The organism is Pseudescherichia vulneris (genome assembly GCF_902164725.1).
Classification (GTDB): domain Bacteria; phylum Pseudomonadota; class Gammaproteobacteria; order Enterobacterales; family Enterobacteriaceae; genus Pseudescherichia; species Pseudescherichia vulneris.
On sequence record NZ_LR607338.1, the window covers coordinates 370,440 to 372,962 of the forward strand.

A 2,523-nucleotide genomic window follows, 5' to 3' on the forward strand; every position below is an offset into this window, starting at 1 on the left:
AGCCGGTGAGGAGTGTAGTGTGGCGACGGTCATGAATAATGACATGCTGGAGTCTATTTTGACTCAGGTCCGGCCTCTTATCGGCCAGGGGAAGGTAGCCGATTACATTCCTGCCCTGGCATCGGTCGAGGCCAACAAGCTGGCGATAGCGGTCAGCACTATCAATGGCCGCCACTTTCAGGCCGGCGACGCCGACGAGCGCTTCTCTATTCAGTCTATCTCGAAGGTATTGAGCCTGGTGGTGGCGATGGATCACTATCAGGAGGAGGAGATTTGGCAGCGCGTGGGCAAAGATCCCTCTGGTCATCCCTTTAATTCGCTGTTACAGCTCGAAATTGAGCAGGGCAAACCGCGAAACCCCTTTATCAACGCCGGTGCGCTGGTGGTGTGCGATATGCTGCAAAGCCGTCTCAGCGCCGCGCGCCAGCGGATGCTGGAGGTGGTTCGCCAGCTGAGTGACGTCAGCGATATCACCTACGACAGCCATGTAGCGCGGTCTGAGTTCGATCACTCGGCGCGTAACGCAGCCATCGCCTGGCTGATGAAATCCTTTGGTAACTTCCATAATGACGTAGCAACGGTGCTGCAAAACTATTTCCACTACTGCGCCCTGAAGATGAGCTGCGTCGAGCTGGCTAAGACGTTCCTGTTTCTGGCGGACGAGGGGCGAGCGCCGCATCTCACCCGGTCGGTCATCTCCCCGTTGCAGTCGCGGCAGGTTAATGCTCTGATGGCAACCAGCGGCATGTATCAGAGCGCGGGGGAGTTTGCCTGGCGCGTGGGCCTGCCGGCGAAGTCCGGGGTCGGTGGGGGGATTGTGGCGATCGTGCCCCATGAGATGGCAATCTGCGTCTGGAGCCCGGAGCTTGATGAGGCAGGCAACTCGCTGGCGGGTATTGCTATGCTTGAGGCACTCAGCCGTCAGCTGGGGCGTTCGGTTTACTGATGGCCTGCCGCATCGTTACCCTTATCTACAGGGACAGAATTCTATGCTTGCATCACTGAACATCGCGTTTCATCCGTTCCATAAAGAGAGGCCCTGGCGTAACGCGGTCATGATCTTTCTGCTGACCACGTTGTTCTACTCTATTGGCGCGATGCTCAGACTGGTGGAGGAGCTCTCCCTGTTCTGGCCGTTGAACGCGGTAATGGCCGGTGTCTTTGCGCGCTACACCTGGCTTAACCGACTGCACAACTACGCCATCTGCTACGTGGCGATGCTGGTTTACGATGCCATGACCACCACGTGGGGCGCTACCTCGCTGCTGATCAACCTGTCGAACATGGTGTTTATTCTCACCGTGGCGCTGCTGATTGTGCGGGATAAACGACGGCCAGAGAGGCGCGCTCTGCCGATTAACGCCCTGCGGCTCTTTAACTACTGTCTGCTGGGGGCGCTGGGCTGCGCGCTGGTGGGGGCGTTTGCATCGGTAGGGATGGACGATCTCACTTTTTGGCCGCTCTATGCCGACTGGTTTAGCGAGCAGTTTTCTACCGGCGTGCTGATCCTGCCCTGTGTACTCACCCTGACGTGGCCCCGCTGGGCCATGCCGTTTCGCGTTGAGCACCTGCTGCCGATCGCCGCCCTGGTAACGTCGCTCATTGCCTCGGCGGGGATCGGCGGGGCGGGCAGCCTTCTTTTCCCGCTCCCGGCACTGATCTGGTGCGCGGTTCGCTATTCGCTGCTGACCACCGCGCTGCTGACCTTTTTAACCGGCGCGCTGGAAATTATTCTGGTCGCCAACGGCACGATTAACATCTTCGTCGCCAGCCCGCTGGAGATGCCGCGTATGTTCTCGGCCAGGCTGGGGATCGCCACCATGGCCATCTGTCCGATCATTGTCTGCGTCAGCGTTAACGCCATCAATACGCTGATGAAGCAGGTGTCGCTGCGCGCTGACTTTGATTTTCTGACCCGGGTCTACTCCCGCTCCGGTCTCTATGAAGCCCTGGGCCGCGAAAGAAAGACCGAGGCGCGACATTTAACGGTTATGCTGCTGGATATCGACTATTTCAAAAACATTAATGACAGCTATGGTCATGAGTGCGGCGACAGGGTGCTGACCGCGTTTGCGCAGAAGATACAGCAGACGGTCGGCGAAAGCGGTATCGTGGCGCGGATGGGGGGGGAGGAGTTTGCCGTCGTTGCCACGACGCAGGATCCCCAGCAGGGATTTATGCTGGCAGAGCGTATTCGGCGCGCCGTGGAAGCCCACCCGTTCCGCTGGCAGCAGCAGACGCTATTCCTGACGGTCAGTATTGGCCTGAGCAGCGGCACCACCCAGTCATGGGAGCTGACGGAGCGGTTCAATAAGCTGCTGGCTGAAGCGGATGAGTATCTCTACCAGTCGAAAAAAGCAGGGCGTAATCGCACCAGCGCTCGGGAAGGTCAGGGCCCTATAGAAACACTCCCCAACGAGGCGGAACAACAGAGTGTGTGACGCCGTCACTTTGGCGTCACATTTTCAGCGAATTCATTGAAATAACGTATAAAATTGCTTGCTACCTATTTTTAACATTAAT

2 protein-coding genes are annotated in these 2,523 nt (G+C 57.9%); both read left to right on the plus strand.

Annotated features, from left to right (window positions below; translation table 11 throughout):
- Nucleotides 1-31: 31 nt before the first annotated feature.
- On the plus strand, nt 32-946 hold the full coding sequence (gene glsB, locus FN633_RS01390) for a glutaminase B (protein WP_425049182.1): 915 nt from the start codon (nt 32-34) through the stop codon (nt 944-946).
- Nucleotides 947-989: 43 nt separating this feature from the next.
- Complete coding sequence (locus tag FN633_RS01395) at nt 990-2,441, plus strand: GGDEF domain-containing protein (protein ID WP_154056487.1); 1,452 nt, start codon at nt 990-992, stop codon at nt 2,439-2,441.
- The last annotated feature ends 82 nt before the right edge of the window (nt 2,442-2,523 follow it).

Excerpts from the sequence above, each read along its gene's own strand:
- glsB (WP_425049182.1), top strand. The coding sequence starts at position 32 with ATGAATAATGACATGCTGGAGTCTATTTTGACTCAGGTCCGGCCTCTT.
- FN633_RS01395 (WP_154056487.1), top strand. The coding sequence starts at position 990 with ATGCTTGCATCACTGAACATCGCGTTTCATCCGTTCCATAAAGAGAGG.